At 71.1% G+C, this 17,368-nt stretch carries 19 protein-coding genes and 6 tRNA genes; 16 read left to right on the top strand and 9 right to left on the bottom strand.

The window, feature by feature from the left end; genetic code table 11:
- Positions 1–11: 11 nt before the first annotated feature.
- Positions 12–1,232, top strand: coding sequence for a uroporphyrinogen-III C-methyltransferase (gene cobA, locus ACWY4P_RS10480; RefSeq protein WP_456210068.1), 1,221 nt, complete (start codon positions 12–14; stop codon positions 1,230–1,232).
- A 53-nt stretch (positions 1,233–1,285) separates the two neighbouring features.
- On the top strand, positions 1,286–2,104 hold the full coding sequence (locus ACWY4P_RS10475) for a TrmH family RNA methyltransferase (protein ID WP_456210067.1): 819 nt from the start codon (positions 1,286–1,288) through the stop codon (positions 2,102–2,104).
- A 31-nt stretch (positions 2,105–2,135) separates the two neighbouring features.
- Here the strand turns inward: ACWY4P_RS10475 and ACWY4P_RS10470 are convergent, their stop codons facing one another.
- A complete protein-coding gene (locus ACWY4P_RS10470; RefSeq protein WP_456210066.1) occupies positions 2,136–3,599 on the bottom strand; it encodes a serine/threonine-protein kinase in 1,464 nt (487 codons plus the stop codon).
- Positions 3,600–3,852: 253 nt separating this feature from the next.
- Between ACWY4P_RS10470 and ACWY4P_RS10465 the strand changes: the two genes are divergently transcribed.
- The 4 genes from ACWY4P_RS10465 to ACWY4P_RS10450 all read left to right on the top strand — a co-directional run bounded on the left by ACWY4P_RS10465 (position 3,853) and on the right by ACWY4P_RS10450 (position 6,036).
- Positions 3,853–4,119, top strand: a complete 267-nt coding sequence (locus tag ACWY4P_RS10465) for a hypothetical protein (protein WP_456210065.1) — start codon at positions 3,853–3,855, stop codon at positions 4,117–4,119.
- Between the two features lie 186 nt (positions 4,120–4,305).
- On the top strand, positions 4,306–4,512 hold the full coding sequence (locus tag ACWY4P_RS10460) for a hypothetical protein (protein ID WP_456210064.1): 207 nt from the start codon (positions 4,306–4,308) through the stop codon (positions 4,510–4,512).
- 211 nt (positions 4,513–4,723) lie between these two features.
- On the top strand, positions 4,724–5,677 hold the full coding sequence (locus tag ACWY4P_RS10455; RefSeq protein WP_456210063.1) for a phosphotransferase family protein: 954 nt from the start codon (positions 4,724–4,726) through the stop codon (positions 5,675–5,677).
- 71 nt (positions 5,678–5,748) lie between these two features.
- The gene (locus ACWY4P_RS10450) at positions 5,749–6,036 is read left to right on the top strand and encodes a TFIIB-type zinc ribbon-containing protein (protein WP_358644162.1); all 288 of its coding nucleotides are present in this window, start codon (positions 5,749–5,751) and stop codon (positions 6,034–6,036) included.
- Between the two features lie 52 nt (positions 6,037–6,088).
- On the opposite strand, the gene ACWY4P_RS10445 is transcribed toward ACWY4P_RS10450, so the two are convergent.
- The 5 genes from ACWY4P_RS10445 to ACWY4P_RS10425 form a co-directional block, all read right to left on the bottom strand.
- Positions 6,089–6,160: transfer RNA gene (locus ACWY4P_RS10445), tRNA-Val, on the bottom strand.
- Between the two features lie 35 nt (positions 6,161–6,195).
- A tRNA-Val gene (locus tag ACWY4P_RS10440) sits at positions 6,196–6,267 on the bottom strand.
- A gap of 23 nt (positions 6,268–6,290) precedes the next feature.
- Positions 6,291–6,362: transfer RNA gene (locus ACWY4P_RS10435), tRNA-Val, on the bottom strand.
- A gap of 1 nt (position 6,363) precedes the next feature.
- A tRNA-Cys gene (locus tag ACWY4P_RS10430) sits at positions 6,364–6,434 on the bottom strand.
- A gap of 28 nt (positions 6,435–6,462) precedes the next feature.
- Positions 6,463–6,535 (bottom strand) — tRNA-Gly (locus ACWY4P_RS10425).
- Between the two features lie 183 nt (positions 6,536–6,718).
- Between ACWY4P_RS10425 and ACWY4P_RS10420 the strand changes: the two genes are divergently transcribed.
- The 3 genes from ACWY4P_RS10420 to ACWY4P_RS10410 all read left to right on the top strand — a co-directional run bounded on the left by ACWY4P_RS10420 (position 6,719) and on the right by ACWY4P_RS10410 (position 9,594).
- Entirely contained in the window at positions 6,719–7,777 is a 1,059-nt protein-coding gene (locus ACWY4P_RS10420; RefSeq protein WP_456210062.1) for a chorismate-binding protein, read from the top strand.
- The gene (locus ACWY4P_RS10415) at positions 7,774–8,601 is read left to right on the top strand and encodes an aminotransferase class IV (RefSeq protein WP_456210061.1); all 828 of its coding nucleotides are present in this window, start codon (positions 7,774–7,776) and stop codon (positions 8,599–8,601) included. Before ACWY4P_RS10420 ends, ACWY4P_RS10415 begins: the two co-directional genes overlap by 4 nt.
- Before the next feature lie 93 nt (positions 8,602–8,694).
- The gene (locus ACWY4P_RS10410) at positions 8,695–9,594 is read left to right on the top strand and encodes a GNAT family N-acetyltransferase (RefSeq protein WP_456210060.1); all 900 of its coding nucleotides are present in this window, start codon (positions 8,695–8,697) and stop codon (positions 9,592–9,594) included.
- Positions 9,595–9,621: 27 nt separating this feature from the next.
- Here the strand turns inward: ACWY4P_RS10410 and ACWY4P_RS10405 are convergent, their stop codons facing one another.
- Positions 9,622–10,209: a DsbA family protein gene (locus tag ACWY4P_RS10405; protein ID WP_456210059.1), complete on the bottom strand. Its 588-nt coding sequence runs from the start codon at positions 10,207–10,209 to the stop codon at positions 9,622–9,624.
- Between the two features lie 245 nt (positions 10,210–10,454).
- Here ACWY4P_RS10405 and ACWY4P_RS10400 point away from each other — a divergent pair, with 245 nt between their 5' ends.
- A complete protein-coding gene (locus tag ACWY4P_RS10400; protein WP_456210058.1) occupies positions 10,455–10,910 on the top strand; it encodes a hypothetical protein in 456 nt (151 codons plus the stop codon).
- Positions 10,911–11,169: 259 nt separating this feature from the next.
- Here the strand turns inward: ACWY4P_RS10400 and ACWY4P_RS10395 are convergent, their stop codons facing one another.
- Positions 11,170–11,730 (bottom strand): CGNR zinc finger domain-containing protein, encoded by a 561-nt coding sequence (locus tag ACWY4P_RS10395; protein WP_456210057.1) that lies wholly within the window; start codon positions 11,728–11,730, stop codon positions 11,170–11,172.
- 348 nt (positions 11,731–12,078) lie between these two features.
- The gene (locus ACWY4P_RS10390; RefSeq protein WP_003959770.1) at positions 12,079–12,492 is read right to left on the bottom strand and encodes an SsgA family sporulation/cell division regulator; all 414 of its coding nucleotides are present in this window, start codon (positions 12,490–12,492) and stop codon (positions 12,079–12,081) included.
- 190 nt (positions 12,493–12,682) lie between these two features.
- On the opposite strand from ACWY4P_RS10390, the gene ACWY4P_RS10385 reads away from it, so the two are divergent.
- The 6 genes from ACWY4P_RS10385 to ACWY4P_RS10360 all read left to right on the top strand — a co-directional run bounded on the left by ACWY4P_RS10385 (position 12,683) and on the right by ACWY4P_RS10360 (position 17,313).
- Positions 12,683–13,138: a TIGR02611 family protein gene (locus ACWY4P_RS10385; RefSeq protein ID WP_456210056.1), complete on the top strand. Its 456-nt coding sequence runs from the start codon at positions 12,683–12,685 to the stop codon at positions 13,136–13,138.
- A gap of 81 nt (positions 13,139–13,219) precedes the next feature.
- Positions 13,220–13,291: transfer RNA gene (locus tag ACWY4P_RS10380), tRNA-Val, on the top strand.
- Positions 13,292–13,527: 236 nt separating this feature from the next.
- The gene (locus tag ACWY4P_RS10375; RefSeq protein ID WP_456210055.1) at positions 13,528–14,808 is read left to right on the top strand and encodes an ABC transporter substrate-binding protein; all 1,281 of its coding nucleotides are present in this window, start codon (positions 13,528–13,530) and stop codon (positions 14,806–14,808) included.
- Positions 14,809–14,819: 11 nt separating this feature from the next.
- Positions 14,820–15,824, top strand: coding sequence for a carbohydrate ABC transporter permease (locus tag ACWY4P_RS10370; RefSeq protein ID WP_456210054.1), 1,005 nt, complete (start codon positions 14,820–14,822; stop codon positions 15,822–15,824).
- The gene (locus tag ACWY4P_RS10365; RefSeq protein WP_456210053.1) at positions 15,821–16,678 is read left to right on the top strand and encodes a carbohydrate ABC transporter permease; all 858 of its coding nucleotides are present in this window, start codon (positions 15,821–15,823) and stop codon (positions 16,676–16,678) included. The genes ACWY4P_RS10370 and ACWY4P_RS10365 overlap by 4 nt, the downstream gene beginning before the upstream one ends.
- A gap of 11 nt (positions 16,679–16,689) precedes the next feature.
- Positions 16,690–17,313, top strand: coding sequence for a DUF624 domain-containing protein (locus ACWY4P_RS10360; protein ID WP_456210052.1), 624 nt, complete (start codon positions 16,690–16,692; stop codon positions 17,311–17,313).
- The last annotated feature ends 55 nt before the right edge of the window (positions 17,314–17,368 follow it).

Below are 17,368 nucleotides of genomic sequence, written 5' to 3'. Positions count from 1 at the left end.
GCCGCATCGCCATGTCCGAGAACTTTGCATACCCTGTGGGGCTGCGCCTGTCCGGGCGTCGGGTCGTCGTCCTCGGGGCCGGCCAGGTCGCCCAGCGTCGGCTGCCGGCGCTGATCGGGGCGGGCGCGGACATCGTGCTGATCTCGCCGTCCGCCACGGCCTCAGTCGAGGCGATGGCCGAGGCCGGCGAGGTGCGCTGGGAGCGCCGCACGTACCAGGACGGCGACTTCGAGGGCGCCTGGTACGCCCTGATCACCACCGACGACCCGGAGGCCAACGCCGCCGCGTCGGCGGAGGCCGAGGCCCGCCGGGTGTGGTGCGTACGCAGCGATGACGCCGAGGCGTCCACCGCCTGGACCCCGGCCACGGGGCGCAGCGAGGGCGTCACCGTCGCCGTGCTCACCGGCCGCGACCCGCGCCGCTCCGCCGCCGTGCGGGACGCCGTCGTCGAGGGGCTGCGCGACGGCACCCTCGCCGCGCCCCGGCACCGCGCCCGCGGGCCCCACGTCGCGCTGGTCGGCGGCGGCCCCGGCGACCCGGACCTGATCACGGTGCGCGGCCGTCGTCTGCTCGCCGAGGCGGACGTGGTCGTGGCCGACCGCCTGGGGCCTCGCGATCTGCTCGACGAACTCCCGCCACACGTCGAGGTGATCGACGCGGCGAAGATCCCCTACGGCCGCTTCATGGCCCAGGAAGCGATCAACAACGCGCTGATCGAGCACGCGAAGGCCGGCAAGGCGGTGGTCCGTCTCAAGGGCGGCGACTCCTTCGTCTTCGGGCGCGGCATGGAAGAAGCCCACGCGCTCGCCGAGGCGGGCATCCCGTATACCGTCGTGCCGGGCGTCACCAGCGCGATCAGCGTGCCGGCCGTGGCCGGGATCCCGGTGACGCACCGCGGCGTCGCTCATGAGTTCACGGTGGTCAGCGGGCATGTCGCGCCCGACGACCCCAGCTCGCTCGTGGACTGGGCGGCGCTGGCGAAGCTCCGTGGCACGCTGGTCCTGCTGATGGCCGTCGAGAAGATAGGGCCCATCTCCGCCACGCTCATCGAGCACGGCCGGGACGCGGGGACCCCGGTCGCCGTCGTCCAGGAAGGCACGACCGCCGCCCAGCGGCGCGTCGACGCGACCCTGGCCACGGTGGCGGAACGGGTCGCGGCCGAGGGGGTGCGGCCGCCCGCGGTCGTGGTGATCGGCGAGGTCACCGCCCTCGCCTCGGGTAACCATCGGTAACGCATCCCGTCGGCGTCATTGGCACGACCTCCAGGACAAGGCAGTATCACCCTGTGGCTGATCTCATCACCGTCGATGACCCCGACGACCCGCGGCTGCGTGACTACACGGGTCTGACCGATGTGGAGCTGCGGCGCAGGCGCGAGCCCGCCGAGGGCCTGTTCATCGCCGAGGGCGAGAAGGTCATCCGGCGGGCCAGACAGGCCGGTTACGAGATGCGTTCCATGCTGCTGTCGGCGAAGTGGGTCGACGTCATGCGGGACGTCATCGAAGACGTCCCGGCGCCGGTCTACGCGGTCAGCCCCGATCTCGCCGAACGCGTGACCGGCTACCACGTCCACCGGGGCGCCCTCGCCTCCATGCAGCGCAAGCCGCTGCCCGAGGCGGAGCAGCTCCTGGAGGGCACCCGGCGCGTGGCGATCATGGAGTCGGTCAACGATCACACCAATATCGGCGCGATCTTCCGCAGCGCGGCGGCGCTCGGCATGGACGCGGTGCTGCTCTCGCCGGACTGCGCCGATCCGCTGTACCGCCGCTCCGTCAAGGTCTCCATGGGCGCGGTCTTCTCTGTCCCGTACGCACGCCTGGAGGCCTGGCCCCGCGGTCTGGAGGCGGTCCGGCACACCGGCTTCAAGATCCTCGCCCTCACACCCGACGAGAAGGCCACCTCCATCGACGACGCCGCCCCCCACCGCATCGAGCGCGTCGCGCTGATGCTGGGCGCGGAGGGGGACGGGCTCTCCGTGCAGGCCCTTATGGCCGCGGACGAATGGGTGCGCATCCCCATGGCGCACGGTGTCGACTCGCTCAACGTGGGCGCGGCGGCGGCGGTCGCCTTCTACGCGGTCACGGCGGGCCGCCCGCAGGACTGAGGGGGAGCCGCGGGACGGCACCCGCACACCGTCAGCCGAACAGCGGTGGCGCGGCACCCTGGGCCGGCGCCGTAGGCGCGGGCGGCGGCGCCCCCAGCCCATAGGGCGGCCCCTCACAGCCCTGGGCCGCCGCGATGCCCAGCGCGACCAGCAGCGTCACCACAACGAAGACGATCAGCCGCTGGCGCATCAGCCGACGGTCCGGCCCGACGGGCCGGCGTCCGTTCCGCGGCGTACGGACCGTACGGACGGGCGGCCGCGCGCCGTTGCGCCCCGAGGGGCGCGCGGGGGTCGGGCGGGCGCCGGAGTTACGGCCCGTGGACCCGGCGGACCCGGCGGAACCGGTGGAACCGGCGGACCCGGCGGAACGGCCCCCCGTGCCGGGCCCCGGCCCCGGCCGCGGCGAAGAGGCGCGCGGAGCCTGGGAGCGGGGTGCGGGGGCAGGAGTACTACCGGGACGTCGCTCTGTGCGCTGCCGTGCGTACTCGTCGGCGCGTCGGCCGCTCAGCCGCTCCGACGGCTGCCGCGGCCCGGGGTGGTTCCCGCCGGACGCGTGGCCTCCCGGATGCTGGCCACCCGGATGGTGACCTCCGGAGTGGTGCCCGTCGGACTGCCCGGACCCACCGGCGCCGAGCCCCCCGTGCCCACCGAGGCCGGAGTGCTCCCCGTGTCCGTGCGTCTCCCGCGCCGCGATCTCCTTCAGGCGCAGGGACAGCTGGAGCGTGCTCGGCCGGTCCTCGGGGTCCTTCGCGAGACACGCGTGGAGCAGCGGCGCCAGGGCGTCCGGCACCCCGGCCAACTGCGGCTCCTCGTGCACCACGCGGTAGAGCATCACCTCGGAACTCCCCTGCCCGAACGGGGAGTCCGCCATCGAGGAATACGCGAGCGTCGCGCCCAGCGCGAAGACGTCGGTCGCGGGGGTCACCGTCGCCCCGCGCACCTGCTCGGGCGCGAGGAAGCCGGGGGAGCCGACGGCCGTGCCGACGTGAGTCAGCGTGCTGGCCCCGGTCGCCCAGGCGATGCCGAAGTCGATGATCCGCGGGCCCTTGGGCGACAGGAGGATGTTCGACGGCTTGAGGTCCCGGTGCACCACGCCCGCCTCGTGCACCGCCAACAGGCCCTCGGCAAGCGCCGACCCGATGGCGGCGACCTGCGCGGCGGGCAGCGGGCCCTCCTCGTTCACCTTGTCGTGCAGGGACGGCCCGGGCACGTACTGCGTGGCGAACCACGGCCGGTCGGCCTCCAGGTCGGCGGCCACCAGCCGCGCCGTGCAGCCCCCGCGGATCCGCCGCGCGGCCGAGACCTCGCGGGCGAACCGGGATCTGAACTCGCGGTCCTCGGCCAGATCCGGCCGGATCACCTTCAGCGCCACGCGCTGCCCGCGCCGGTCGGAGCCGAGGTAGACCACCCCCATGCCGCCCGCGCCGAGCCGCCGGTGAAGCCGGAAGGAGCCGACGACACGCGGGTCCTCGCGCCGGAGCCGCATCATCGCCATGTCCGTCCCCTACCTCCGGTGGGTAGGCCCGTTCCCAGTACCCCTGGCCGGGAGGCCCCATCCGCTGCCGCCGTCTGACGTGCACAGCTTACGGATTGACGGCCCGGCGCGCTGAGAGGCCGCGCATGCGTCGGCAGATGGATTGTCAGTGGTGGGTGGAATCCTTGGAGAAGTGGGGCGGAATCGCGGCAATCCGCGCTCCGGTCCGCGATGCGAGATCTCAAGGGACCGTCGCAGAAGGGGGATTGAGCCCGTGAAGGGTGATCGTGTGGAGATAGTCGTGGACGCCGGCGACACGACTCGGACCTATGAAGTGGTGGCGAGCCGGGCGGGCCGTCGGGTGGAGACGGCGGTGCGCCGAGGCGTGGTGGAAGTGAGCGAAGTCACCCGGAGCGGCTCGGTGGTGCGCACCGCCCGCTTCATGGCCACCAGGGTGCTGGCGCTGGTCGAGCAGCCGGTGCCGCGGATCGACGACGGGGAGCGCGAGGAGAGCCCCCTCAGGGAAGACCCCAAGTCCTGACGCCGAGTCTCCACCCAGGGGAGTAGTCGCCCGCGTAGGACGTCATCCTCCGGGAGGCCCGGCATCGATACGAAGGCATGACGCCGTGCCCGGTCCCCGCGCCTAATGTTGAGGTCAAGCGGCGGGCGCAGCACTCGTCCCCCGAGGTCAGACGCTCGCCGCCCCAGATGTGACAGGAGAGAGACGATGGTGGACCCGGCTGGAGGGACGGCCACCCGAGCGCGCGGACACCGCGCGGCGGAGGTGTTCGGCGGCCAGCGGTCCGGCACGCGTCACCCCTTGGCCGCGGCGGCGATGGCGCTGCCACTGGCCGCTCTCCTGGCCATCGTGTTCGGCGGCTGGGAGGCCGTCGTCACACAGGCGTCGTCCGTGGCGGGAATACTGGGGCGCTGAGCGCCCCAGGCCCGGGAGAGCGGCCCGGGCGGGGACATCCCGTCATCAGCCCCGTGGGGACGGGGGTGCGGCGGACGGCACGAGTGCCCGGACAGCTGGGGAGCTGTCCGGGCATCGCGCCGTTTGGGGGCTATGCCCCGGCAAAGTGCGGATACGGCCTGACCTAGGATCCAGCTCGGAGGGGCTACCGCGCTATACGAGATGGGAAGCCGTGAGCGGAACCGTACGGGAGGACGTCGTCCCGCAGCTGGTCGACGTCGTCCGCAGCCGGTCCGCGCCGCATCACGGACCCGTCGGCGAGCCGATCGTGCTGGCGGACCGCCGCGACGCCACCGTCATACGCCATGGTTCGGTCGTCGCGAAGGCGCACGCCCCCGACACGGACCCGGATGAGCTGTCCGTCAGGGTGCGGGTGGCCGGGCATCCGAGGTGTACCGGCATTCTGCTCCCGCCGCTGGGCGGGCCCGAGGCGCTGCCCGGTGGGCGGGCGGTGACCCTGTGGCCGTACGGGGAGCCGGTGTCGCCCGAGCACCCGGAGGCCGCGCCGTGGGCGGAGGCCGGGGCGCTGCTGGCGCGGCTGCACTCCGTGGAGCCCGCTGCGCTGCCCGGCCCGCTGCCGCCGATGCGCGGGCCGGCCAAGGCCGCCCGCGCCGTCGCCCGGCTGCGGCGCGCGGGGGCCGGAGCGGAGGCGGTCGTGGAGGCGGTGCTGCGGGCGTGGGGCGCGCTGCCGGGCTGGGCGCGGGGTGAAGGGGCGGCGCCGCAGGGTGGTGCGCTGTGCCATGGCGATCTCCACCTGGGCCAGTTGGTGAGGTCAGCCGAACCCTCCAACCCCGCCGCCCGCTGGCTGCTCATCGACGTCGACGACCTCGGCCTCGGCGACCCCGCGTGGGATCTCGCCCGCCCTGCCGCCTGGTTCGCCGCCGGGCTGCTCGCCCCGGACGACTGGGGGCGCTTCCTGGGGGCGTACCGCGCGGCGGGCGGCCCGGCCGTACGGGAGTGTCAAGAGGACCCGTGGGCGCGGCTGGACGTGCCTGCCCGCGCCCTGACCGTGCAGATCTCCGCGCTGGCGCTCGCCAAGGCGGCGCGGGAGGGGCGTCCGTTGGACGAGGCGGAGGAGTCGATGGTGGAGGCCTGTCTGCGCATCGCGCGGCTTGCCGGAGCGTAGGGTGAAGTCAACGCCGCCGGACGGCCGTTCCGGCAGCGCTTTTGTCTGAAAGCTGAGGAGTTGAGCGGACCATGCAGTGTCCCAAGTGCGGTGCACCGATGCACACGTACAACCGCAATGGTGTCCAGATAGAGCAGTGCAGCGGCTGCCGGGGGATCTTCCTGGACTACGGGGAGCTGGAGGCGCTGACCCGGCTCGAGTCGCAGTGGTCCACGCAGGCTCCGCCCGCACCTCCGGCGCCGCCGGCCGCTCAGGCGTACCCGGCCGCCCCCGCCCCCGCCTGGGGTGCCCCGCAGCACGGTCACCACGGGCACCACAAGCAGCACCGCAGCTTCGGGCGCATGCTCTTCTCTTCCTGAGCGCACACGACTGAGGGCCGGGGCGAGATGCCCCGGCCCTCGGCCGATCATGTGGACGATACTGGGATTGAACCAGTGACCTCTTCCGTGTCAGGGAAGCGCTCTCCCGCTGAGCTAATCGTCCTGGGGATCCGCGACGAAGATCGCAGAGCCACAGTGTGCGCGATACTGGGATTGAACCAGTGACCTCTTCCGTGTCAGGGAAGCGCTCTCCCGCTGAGCTAATCGCGCGAGTGGGCCCGTGAAGGCCCGAGTGGACGATACTGGGATTGAACCAGTGACCTCTTCCGTGTCAGGGAAGCGCTCTCCCGCTGAGCTAATCGTCCGAGGTGGAGACGGGATTTGAACCCGTGTAGACGGCTTTGCAGGCCGTTGCCTCGCCTCTCGGCCACTCCACCAGACGCAGGGGCCGAAACCCCCACTCCGAGCGGACGACGAGATTCGAACTCGCGACCCTCACCTTGGCAAGGTGATGCTCTACCAACTGAGCCACGTCCGCAGGTGTCGTTTCTCCGGGGCGCTTCCGCGTCCCGGCGACGTGTTGAACTCTAGCGGATTCCGGGGCCAGCTCAAATTCCGTTTGCGCACCGTGCTCCCTCCGTTTCCGCAGCGTGCCGCAGTAGCCCGCGGTCGGCATGCCCTCCCGCCACACCGGTGAGGCGCCCGCCATAGACTCGCAACCGTGTACGAGCTGCCCCCTCTGGCCCGCTTCAGCGGCCTCGTCGCCACCGATCTGCGCGATGTGACCAGCGACCCCGCGGCCCTGGACTCCGAGGGCTTCTGGGCGGTGGTCGCTGACTTCGAAGGCGGTCTGGTCTGCGCCCGCTTCGCGGACGTACGGCCCGAGCCCGTACCGGCCCCGACGCCCGGCCGCTGGGCCGGTCCCGCCCCCGCGGACTGGACCACATCGCTGGACCGCGCCGCCTACATCGAGGGTGTACGGCGCATCCGGCGGTACATAGCGGCGGGCGAGGTGTACCAGGCGAACCTGTGCCGGGTGCTGTCCGCGCCGCTGCCCGACCCCGACCGCGCCGACGTGGACGAGCTGAGCGCGCTGCTGGCTCTGGGCAACCCCGCCCCGTACGCCGGCACCGTCCGCCTTCCCGCCCATGGCGTGGAGGTCGCCACGGCCTCGCCCGAGCTCTTTCTGCGGCGGGATGGGCGGGTCCTCGAATCCGGCCCGATCAAGGGCACCGGGCGCGAGGTGGCGGACCTGCTGGACAAGGACCACGCCGAGAACGTGATGATCGTGGACCTGGTCCGCAACGACCTGGGACGGGTCTGCGCCACCGGGACGGTGACCGTCCCCGCGCTCTGCGCGGTCGAGCCGCACCCCGGTCTGGTCCACCTCGTCTCCACCGTGCGCGGCGAGCTGGCGGCCGGCGCGGGCTGGCCGGAGCTGTTCGCGGCGGCCTTTCCGCCCGGGTCCGTCACCGGGGCGCCCAAGTCCAGCGCGCTGCGCGTCATCGAGGAGCTGGAGACGGCGCCCCGCGGCCCGTACTGCGGAGGCATCGGCTGGGTGGACGCCGACCGCGGCACCGGTGAGCTGGCGGTGGGAATCCGCACCTTCTGGATCGACCGTACGGCCGCCGGTGGCCCCGCGCTGCGCTTCGGCACCGGGGCGGGCATCACCTGGGGCTCCGATCCCGAGCGCGAATGGGACGAAACCGAACTCAAGGCCGCCCGGCTGCTCAAGGTAGCGTCGGGGGCGTACCAGCCGACGGGAGGCACCGCACGATGACGCTTGCCATCTGGCTCGACGGTTCGCTGCGCGAGGCCGGCAGCGCACAGGTGTCCGTCTTCGACCATGGGCTGACGGTCGGCGACGGCGTCTTCGAGACGGTCAAGGCGGTCGACGGACGCGCTTTCGCGCTCACCCGCCATCTGCACCGGCTGGCCGGCTCGGCCCGCGGCCTCGGGCTGCCGGAACCGGACCTGGACGAGGTGCGGCGGGGCTGCGAGGCGGTGCTGCAAGCCGGCCCGGCGCCGCTCGGGCGGCTGCGGATCACCTACACGGGAGGGGTCTCACCGCTCGGCTCCGACCGGGGCACGGCGGGACCCACCCTGGTCGTCGCGTTCGTCGAGACCGAGCGGCGGCCCGATACGACGGCGGTGGTCACCGTCCCGTGGACCCGCAACGAGCGCGGGGCGCTGGCCGGACTGAAGACCACCTCGTACGGCGAGAACGTCGTGGCGCTCGCCCGGGCGCGGGAGCACGGCGCGAGCGAGGCGCTGTTCGGCAACACGGTCGGGCGGCTGTGCGAGGGCACCGGGTCCAATGTCTTCGTGGTCCTGGACGGGGAGTTGCACACCCCGCCGCTGGCTTCCGGCTGCCTCGCGGGCATCACGCGGCAGCTTGTGCTCGACTGGGTGGGGGCGAAGGAGACCGATCTGCCCTTCGGCGTACTGGAACGGGCGGAAGAGATCTTCCTGACCTCCACCACCCGGGACGTCCAGGCCGTCCACCGGCTGGACGACCGGCCGCTGCCGGGCGTGCCGGGGCCCGTCACCGCGGAGGCGGCGCGGATCTTCACCGAGCGGGCGGCCGACGACCTCGATCCCTGAGCAGGCCTCGGTACTTGAGCGGCGGGCGGCTTTCCGCGCGGCCCGCACGGAAAAGATGGTGACGATCGCCCGCGAGGCAGGTACAACACCATCGTGACCACCACCCTGCGGCCCACCGGGCCGGAACAGCGCACCGAGACCGGCGGGCGGACCCGCTCGTACGAGGTGTGCGTCAACGGCCGCCCCGTCGGCTCACTCCACCTGGCCACCGACGACCGGCTGGGCCCGGAGGTCGGCCGGATCGCGCGGCTGGACATCGACGAGCCGGACCGGCACCGCGGCCGGGGCACGGTCGCCGCGCTGGCCGCCGAGGAGGTGCTGCGTGGCTGGGGCTGTACGCAGGTGGCGGTGAGCATTCCGGCGCAGGCCACCCCCGGGCTCGGGCTCGCGGGCGCACTCGGCTTCGGCGAGCGCGGCCGCAACATGGTCAAGGAGCTGTCCGAGGCGCCAGAGCTGCCGCCCGGCAGCGAGGTGCGGGCCATGGGGGAGGCGGAGTACCCGGCCTGGTTCGAGCACGAGCGGGTCGAGTACATCCGCAGCTGGACGGACCGGGGGCTGACCGAGGAAGCGGCCCGGGCCAAGGCGGACGCCGCCTACGCGACCCTGCTGCCGGACGGCCCCGCGACGCCCGGCGCCCTGCTGCGCGTCCTCGCCCACGGCGGCACGGACGTGGGCACCCTATGGGTGGCGATACGCCCCGAGGAGGCCACTGAGGAGGCCACTGAAGAGGCGGAGGACGCGGAGGACGCGGGGGACGCGGTGCATGCCGGGGGCGCCCTGGAGGCGTATGTCTACGGTGTCGAGGTCGCGGAGGAGCACCGCGGCCGCGGCCACGGCCGCACCCTCATGCTCGCCGCCGAGCGCGACAGCCTGGCGGCGGGGGCCCGCACGATCGGGCTGCATGTCTTCGGCGGCAACGCCCCGGCGCTGCGGCTGTACGAGTCGCTCGGCTACCGACCGACCCAGTACCACCTCTTCAAGCAGCTGCTCTGAGCCCCAGACCCCAGCCCAGGCGTGGGCTCACCCGGCGAGCAGCCGGTCGGCGATCGCCTCGATGCGCTCGCGCAGGCCCTCCTGGCTCTTCCCGCCGTCCAGCCGCTCCTCGCCGATCACATACGTCGGGGTGCCGGTCACCCCGATCGCCTTCCCCTCGGCCTGGTCCGCGTCCACGATCAGGATGTGCCGCCCGTCGATCAGCGCGGTGTCCATCTCCTCGTCGTCCAGCCCCAGCTCCCGCGCGACCTCCACCAGCAGCACCTCGCCGCGCACGCTCAGCTCCTCGGCGCGGGCCAGGACGGCCTCGGCGTACGGCCAGCCCCGGGCCTGCACGATGGCCTCCTCGAGGGCCTGGGCGGCCGCGTGGGCGTGCTTGTGCTTCTCCAGCGGGAAGTGCCGTATGCGGATCTCCAGGGCGTCGCCGTAGCGGGCACGCAGCGCGTGCAGATCGGTCAGCGAGCTACGGCAGTCGGGGCACTGGAGCTCGCACCACACATCGAGCACGATGGGCTCGGCGGGCTCGGCGGGCTCGGCGGGCTCGGGGCGGTGGGACTCGGCGCCTTCGCCGGGAGTGGCGCCGACGGATGGGTCGGCAGGCTGGGGGTCGCTCATGGGACCAGTCTTCCAGCCGGAGCCGCGTCCTCCGAATCAGGACCGGGCGCCTCGGCCGGGGGAGCCGCGGAGCGGACTCGACCCAGCGGACCCGAGCCGGCGGACTCGGCCGACTCGGCCCAGGGGAGGAGCCGTTCCCCGGAGATGTCCCTGATCCTCGTCCCAGGTTGGTCGGTATGCCGCCGTGAGGGTGCACGATGGATACCCGGACCCGATCCGCGGTGTCCGATCGCCAGGAGGACCCGATGCTGACCGACACCGTCTGCGCCGCGGCGTCCGCGGCGGGCCTCGCTGTCGCCTTTGTGACGGCGTACCGCAAGCGTTTCCTGGCCGCGACCCGTATCGCCGCCTACGCGCTGGTGCCGGTGGGCCTGGCGATGACGGGCATCCTGGACTGGATCGCCGACCTGGTCTTCAAGCCGAGTGTCTGGCTGGGCTTCGGGGTGCTCGGCCTGTCCTGGCTGCTGTTCATGGTGAGCCGGGCGGTGGAGCGCCGGGGCGGTGGCACCCGCAAGGAGCGGCGCGCCGCCGCTGCCGCGGAGCGGGGTGGGGCCGCCGCCGCGGAGCGAGGCGGGGCGGCGCCCGCGCTGGGCGTGGGCGGCCGAGCGCGGGGAGCCAGGGGCGCGGCCAAGTCCGGAGGCAGCGCGGGCACGGACGACTTCTCGGATATCGAGGCCATTCTCAAAAAGCACGGAATCTGACGCCCAACCGGTCAATAACAGCTCTCTGGTCGCAGGCGGGGTTGCCCTGCGCCATGATCTTCCGCGAGATGCTGCAATCACCCGGGGAGCGATCCCCTATCGAAGGACCCCCCGCACCGCCGAGCGAGAAGCCGCGTGGCTGTCTCTTCGCCCTTTCCCAGCCACCGCTGATGCTTTTCCTCGCGTTCATAGGCACCCTGCTCTTCGTCACCGCCGTCCACGATCTCTACCGGTGGTGACCGCAACCGCCGGCGCGGCCTCAGCCCGTGGCCGCCTCCCGGCGCCGGGCGCGATAGGCGGCCACATGCAGGCGATTCCCGCAGGTGCGGCTGTCGCAGTAGCGACGTGAGCGATTGCGCGAGAGGTCGACGAAGGCATGTCCGCAGTCCGGCGCCTCGCAGCGCCGCAGCCGCTCCCGCTCGCCCGCCACCACGAGGAACGCGAGCGCCATGCCGCCGTCGGCGGCGAGGTGCTCGGCCAGGGACGCACCTGGGGCGAAGTAGTGCACATGCCAGTCGTAGCCGTCGTGGTCGGTGAGCCGGGGGGTGGTGCCGGCCGCGGCGACCACCGTGTTGAGCAGCTCGGCGGCGCGCCGGGAATCGGCCGCGGCGAAGACCTCGGCGAATCGGGCGCGCACCGCCCGCACGGCCGCCAGGTCCCGCTCCCCGAGCGTGCCGACGTCGCTGATGGCGTGCTGCGCCACGAAGCGGCGCAGCGTGGCGACGTCCGCGAGGCCGTCCTGGCCCTCGCCTTCGGGCGTGGTGTTCACCAGAGCGACGACCGCGTCGAGCGCGCACCGGGTGTCGTGGTTGATCAGCACGGTTGGCTCCCTGGCCGGCCGGATCGGCGGCTTGCTCTCGCCTGCCTTTCGATCTGACCGACTCTAGCGGCGTTAACCCACAAGTGTGACAACTACGGCCCGTGTGACAGCCACCCATGACAACTGGTGACCACTGACCACTGACGACCACTGACAACCGGTGACGGCTGGCAACCGGCGACGCCGTACGACACGACGGTGCCGTCACCGCGGACCACTCCGCGGCGACGGCACCGTCGCCTGCCATATGCCGTTGTCGCGATGCCGTTGATGTCGCTGTCTTCATGCCGCGGCCGGGCTCGCGCCGTCTCCCCGAGTCGGACGGCCGCGCTCAGCGCTCGCCGGGGCTCAGCTCTCCGCCAGGATGTGGGAGAGTTCCGTGTCGAGGTCGAAATGGCGGTGCTCGGTGCCGGGTGGCACCGCGGCGTCGGTTCGCTTCAGGAACGATTCCAGGGCCCGCGCCGGGGCTTCGAGTAGAGCCTCTCCTTCGGGGGAGCTCAGGGCGATGCAGACGACGCCCTGCCCATGGCTGCGGGACGGCCACACGCGGACGTCGCCGGTGCCTGTGGGCCGGTGCAGGCCCTCGGCGAGCAGGTCGCGGGCGAAAACCCATTCGACCGTCTCTTCGGCTCCGGTGTGGAAGGTAGCGTGCACGGCGTAGGGATCGGCCGTGTCGTACCGCAGGCCCGCGGGTACAGGCAGTGACGACTCGCTCGACACAACGAGGCGCAGGTGCAGCTCGCAGCTGACCGTGGTGTTCATAAGCGCCAGGGCCTTTCGCTCAGTGTGCGCTCGGGGATTCGCACGTCGGCGAAATCGACATGCCACCTACGGTGCCGTTGTAAACCCCTCTGCCCGTTTTGTGGGCCTTCTAGTAGCTCTAGCAGCGGAGCCTCCGGGCGGTCGGTACCGCCATTCCGGTGACTCTTTTCGATCAGGTAGGTTGGGTCACATGAACGCGGAGAGTGACGAGCGGCAGGAAGTCGCCAAATCGGCGGCTCCTCGGGCCGCAGCGGGGGAGGGCGCCTCCGATGAGCCGGTTCTCGGCTCACGGGCGCCGCAGTTCATCCAGAGGTCCCGGGCGCTGCATCTGAGCTGGCAGGTCGGGGTGTTCCTCATCGGGCTCGCGGTGGTGGTCATCGGCATCATCATGCTGCCGCTGCCGGGTCCGGGATGGCTGGTGATCTTCGCCGGTATGGCGATCTGGGGCACCGAATTCGTCTGGGCCCAGTTGGTGCTGCGCTGGACCAAGCGGAAGGTCACGGAGGCGGCGCAGCGCGCCCTGGACCCCCGGGTGCGCAAGCGGAATATCATTCTGACCACGATCGCCCTGGTGATTTGCGCCGCGGCCGTGGCGGTGTATCTGTGGAAGTTCGGGATCGTCATGCCTTGGAAGATCAAGGAGTAGGCAGCGGCCGCCCGCCCCCGGAGGGCGGGCAGGGGTGGTCGGGGGCACGGTGCGGCATGCGCTAATGTTGGGCGTGCGCCGGGGCGATTAGCTCAGTGGAAGAGCGCTTCGTTCACACCGAAGAGGTCACTGGTTCGAACCCAGTATCGCCCACCCTTGATCGAGGGCCCGGAGGCTTGATGCCTCCGGGCCCTCGGCGTCGTTACGCGCAGTGACGACTGGATCGAGACGCTTTTGGTGAAGCGCTTCGATCGATCCTGTCTGAACCGTTGACGTCCGTCGAGTACATCCATAACTTAGCCCGGCAAGCGCTTGCCTAAAACGTTTCAAGGATCGTTGTGTCAAGGCTCGTTGGGCAGTCGTGACGACCTGCCCGGGAGGGGCGTCTCATGAGTGCTCGATGGGTGCGGGGGAGTAGAAGGCTGCGAGCGGCCGCGGTGGGTCTGCTCGGGCTGGGGCTGCTGGCCTCGGGATGCGGTGGGAGCAGCGGCTCGGGCGATGGCAAGGTGACCATCCGCTATTCCTGGTGGGGCGCGAAGGACCGCGCCGAGCTGATCCAGAAGACGGTCAAGCTGTTTGAGAAGAAGTATCCGAACATCGAGGTGAAGACGGATTTCGCCGAGTACGCCGACTTCTGGAGCAAGTTCAATACCCAGGCCGCGGGCGGAAACCCGCCCGACGTCTTCCAGAACTCGGTCGCGTTCCTGCGCAAATACGGCGAGAAGAACATCCTGCTCGACCTGAATCAGCAGGTGAAGGCCGGAAACCTCAGCATGAAGGACTTCCGGGCCGGTCTGGAGAAGGCCGGCGAGGTCGACGGCAAGCTCTACGGCGTGCCGGTCGGCGCCAACACCTTCGCCCTGTTCTACAACCCCGCCGAGTTCAAGAAGGTCGGGGTGACCCCCAAGGACGGCTGGACCTGGGACCAGTACTTCTCCGCCGTCGAGAAGATCAGCCAGAAGGACAAGGGATCCCTCTTCGGCGCGAGTGACAACGCCGGGGTGATGTACCTCTACGACCTGTATCTGCGCCAGGAGGGCAAGGCCTTCTTCACCGAGGACAAGAAGCTCGGATTCACCGAGGACGACCTCAAGAAGTGGTGGGGCGACTGGTACGGGAAGAACAAGGACGGCGTGCTGGTCCCGGCCAAGAAGAGCGAGCAGGTCAAGCCCAAGGCGACCATCAGCGCCGACCTCGCCGCCGCAGAGTTCACCTGGGACAACTTCCTGGTCCGCTTCGCGGCGGAGACCAAGACCGACCTCGACCTCGGCCCGATCCCGACCCTGGACGGGAAGAAGACCGGGCAGTACCTGTCCTCCCTGATGCTGAGCGGCTCCGCGCGTACCCAGCACCCCAAGGAAGTCGCGAAGTTCATCGACTTCATGACCCATGACCCCGAGGTCGGCAAGATCATGGGCTACAACCGAGGGGTGCTGCCCACCAATGCGCAGTACGACGCGTTCAAGCCCACCGGAGTGAACGCCAAGATCGCCCAGTACGAGGAGAGCGTCACCGGCAAGCTGGAGCCGATCACTCCGCACCCGGCCGGCGCGGATGTCGCGGAGGCCGCCTTCCTGCGCATCTACGGCCAGGTTTCGCAGGGTAAGACCTCGGTGGACGACGCCGTCGACCAGTTCTTCAGCGAGGCGAAGACCGCGCTCGGCTCCTGAGGAGATCCCCCGTGACCCCTACCAAGACCCCTGCGGCGGCTGATCTCACACGCAAGGACCCCGCGCCGCGGGCGGCCGAGGCCCCGCACTCCGCCCCCGCCGCCGCCCTCGCGCGGCGGCGGGGGCGGCGGGAGACGCTGGCCGGGTATCTCTTTCTGACGCCGTGGTGCATCGGGATCCTGCTGCTCACCCTCGGCCCGATGCTCGTCTCGCTCTACCTGGCGTTCACCGACTACAACCTCTTCGACCCGCCCAAGTGGGTGGGCCTGAAGAACTTCCGGGAGATGTTCCAGGACGACCGGTGGTGGAACTCGGTCGACGTGACGGTGAAATACGTCCTGATCGGCACCCCGCTGAAGCTGTTGTTCGCGCTCGGCGTGGCGCTGCTGCTGGTCAAGCCCCGTAAGGGGCAGGGCTTCTACCGCTCGGCCTTTTACGCCCCGTCCCTGATCGGCGCCAGCGTCAGCATCGGCATCGTGTGGCGGTCGATCTTCCAGGACGACGCGATCGTCGACAAGTCGATGAGTCTCTTCGGCTGGGACGTGGGCGGCTGGATCGGCGACCCGGACTGGATGCTGCCCACGCTCATCACCCTGACCGTCTGGCAGTTCGGCGCCCCGATGGTGATTTTCCTGGCCGGGCTCAAGCAGGTGCCCCGCGAGCTGTACGAGGCAGCGGAGATGGACGGCGCGGGGCGCTGGCGTCGGTTCCGTTCCATCACCCTGCCGATGATCTCTCCGGTGCTCTTCTTCAATCTGCTGCTGGAGATCATCCACTCGTTCCAGGTCTTCACCTCGGCGGTGGTCATCGGCGGCACCGGAGGCTCCGGGGCGGGCGGTCCCGCCGACTCGCTGCTGGTCTACACCTGGTACCTGTACGAGCAGGGCTTCCGCAATCTGCGCATGGGCTACGCCTCCGCGATGGCGTGGATGCTGATGCTCGGCATCGGGCTGGTGACGGTGGTGCTGTTCAAGACCCAGCGCGGCTGGGTGCACTACGAGGAGGATGCCCGGTGAGCTCTGTGAGCAGTGCGGCTCGGCGCAGGGTGCGGTCCGTGGGCTGGCATGTGGGCGCGCTCGCGCTGCTGGCCGTGATCCTCTACCCCGTGGTGTGGGTGATCGGGGCCTCCTTCAAGCCCGGGGACAAGATCGTCGGCAGCCTGGAGCTGCTGCCCACCGACCCCATCACCGACAACTACCGGCGGCTGTCGGAGGGCATCGCCGACATCCCGATCACCAGCTTCTTCTACAACTCGCTGATCATCGCGGTGGGTTCGGTGATCGGGGTGCTCTTCTCCTGCTCCCTGGCGGCCTACGCCTTCGCCAGGATCCGCTTCGCCGGGCGCAACCTGCTGTTCACGGTCATGATCGCCACGCTGCTGCTGCCCTTCCAGGTACTGATCATTCCGCAGTATGTGCTGTTCCAGAAGCTGGATCTGATCAACACCTTTGTGCCGTTGCTGCTCGGCAAATACCTGGCCGTGGACGCCTTCTTCGTCTTCCTGCTGATGCAGTTCATGCGCAACCTCCCGAGGGAGCTGGACGAGGCGGCCCGTATCGACGGCTGCGGCCATCTGCGCATCTACTGGAACATCGTGCTGCCGTTGTGCCGCCCGGCTCTGATCACCAGCGCGATCTTCAGCTTCATCTGGGCCTGGAACGACTTCATCGGACCGTTGCTCTATCTGAACACCCAGGACAAGTACACGGTCTCGCTCGCCCTGAAGATGTTCATCGACCAGGACACCGTCGCGGACTACGGCGGCATGGTCGCCATGTCGATGGTGGCGCTGGCGCCGGTGCTGCTGTTCTTCCTCGCCTTCCAGCGCTATCTGGTCGAGGGCGCGGCGACCTCCGGGCTGAAGGGCTGAGGGGCGGCGCCATGGACGTACGGGAGGCGAGCGAGCGGTCGCGGACCGGGCGGCGGGCGTCGCGGCGGGACTCGCGGCTGTTCCTTTTCTCGGTGTTCGCCGAATCCCTGCTGACCGGGGTGTGGGTGGTGCTCGCCGCCCTGCCCGTGGTCACCCTGCTGCCCGCCTTCGCGGCCGGGTGTGCGCATCTGCGTCGCCACCTGGACGGTGAGCGGTCCACATGGCGGGATTTCCTTTCCGGTCTGCGGGAGGCGACGCGCAGCGGGTGGCGGTTCTCCCTCCTGTGGTGGGCGGCGCTCGCCCTGCTCGCGTTCGATCTGCGCGTGGCCCGCTCCGGGGCCCTGCCCGGCGGGCCCGCGCTGATCGCCGTAAGCGTGGCGGGGACGCTCGCGGTGATCGTGCTCGGGCTGCGCACGGCGGCCCAGTGGCGGCCAGGCCTCGGCTGGCCCGCCGTGGCCCGGGCCGCCGTGCGCCGCGGCCTCGGCGCCGACCTGGGCGGGTCGCTGCTGCTCGTCGGCGGGCTCGCGGTGGTCACCGTCGCCGCCTGGCAGCTGCTGCCGCTGGTCGCGCCCGCGGTGGGCGCCCTCGCGGCCTGTGCCGTCGCGGTGGAGTCGAAGGGGCGCGCCCGCGCCTGACAACGGCGCGCCCGGCCTGTCAGGCGCACCACCCCGCCCGGCGGCCCGGACGCCC

It is taken from the genome of Streptomyces sp. LZ34, from assembly GCF_053890475.1.
This window is presented reverse-complemented; position numbering and strand designations above follow the sequence as displayed.